The organism is Streptomyces sp. NRRL S-495, from assembly GCF_000966955.1.
Classification (GTDB): Bacteria; Actinomycetota; Actinomycetes; order Streptomycetales; family Streptomycetaceae; genus Kitasatospora; species Kitasatospora purpeofusca.
The window spans coordinates 1-1220 of the sequence record NZ_JZWY01001016.1; the positions used below are offsets into that span (position 1 = coordinate 1).

At 77.1% G+C, this 1220-nt stretch carries 2 protein-coding genes; both read right to left on the reverse strand.

Features of this window, described 5'->3' with window-relative positions:
• Positions 1–26: 26 nt before the first annotated feature.
• The gene (locus tag VR45_RS38065; protein WP_045944527.1) at positions 27–959 is read right to left on the reverse strand and encodes a M48 family metalloprotease; all 933 of its coding nucleotides are present in this window, start codon (positions 957–959) and stop codon (positions 27–29) included.
• Positions 956–1220 (reverse strand): BlaI/MecI/CopY family transcriptional regulator (locus VR45_RS38070; protein ID WP_045944528.1); only part of this gene is annotated, 265 nt, incomplete at its 5' end. The genes VR45_RS38070 and VR45_RS38065, both read right to left, overlap by 4 nt.

Here is a 1220-nt window from a genome sequence, read left to right on the forward strand (position 1 = left end):
GGTCTACATCGATGTCGTCACAAGGGTCACCGACCGGTGAGCGTCTCCGCCGCGTACTCGACGTATTCGTGCAGGCCGTACGCCAGGCCCAGCGCCAGCACGGCCGAGGCCACCACCGCGGCGACGAGACCCGCGGCGGCCAGCCGGGGACCCCGCCCCTCCGGTCCGGCCGGCGCCGGCGCCAGCAGGGCCTGGACCCTCAGGGGCACCGGCCCCGTGCTCACGGACAGGGGCCGGGCACCGTGTCCCCCGGGCCCGGTCGCTCCGGCCAGTGCGGCACGGGCGATGGCGGTCGCGGCGAGCCTCCGGTCGGACACCGCTCCGGCGTCGGCCCACCGCTCCAGATGGAACTCCAGGCCGGTCCGCAGCCGCGCGAGGGCCGGATGGACGGCGGCGGCGAGGTCGGCGGCCGCCGAGAACAGGTGGTGGCGCCGGTGGAGGTGGGCCCGCTCGTGCGCGAGCAGGACCGCACGCTCCGACGCCCCCAGGGATTCGAGCATGCCCTCCGTCACGACCACCCGACCGGCCCGCCCGCGGTGGCGCGGCAGGGCGAAGGCTTCCGCCTCCGCTCCCGGCACGACGAGCACATCGCCCTCCGCCGTCGCCCCGGCAGTCAGCTGCCACGCCCGCGACAGCAGGGCGCGGTGGCGGCGCACGGCCCGCACCAGCCGGACGACCTGCACGACGAGCAGGGCCCCGGCGGCGCCCGCGACCGGCAGCACCGCCGGCCAGTGCGTGGTCACCCCGGTGAGCGGCAGCTGTTCGAGGCCCGCCAGGAACGGCACATGGAGGAGCGCGACCAGCACCGCGACGGTGCCGCCCGCCAGCAGGACCGCCGTGCCCGCGAGGGCCAGGGCGGCTTCACGCGGTGCGAGCAGCCGCGCGAGCCGGGACGCCGCGGGCACCGCACCCCAGGGCAGGAGCACGGCCAGGGCGACCACCACCAGGACCGCCGTCATCCCTCCTCCACCCCCGCCGGGTCCTGCGCCCCGGGGAGCTGTTCGCTCTCCGCGGCGAGCAGGAGGCTTCGCAGCACGTCCTCGTCGCCCGCGGACAAGGAGGACACGAACCGCTTCAGGACGAGATCCCGCTGCGGTTCCTTCTCCAGCTCCCGGCGCATCCGGCCCGCGGCCAGACCGGCGGCGTCCGCCACCGGCGCGTAGGCGAAGGAACGCCCCGGGCGCGTCCGGTCGAGCGTCCCCTTCTCGTGCAGGCGGGCG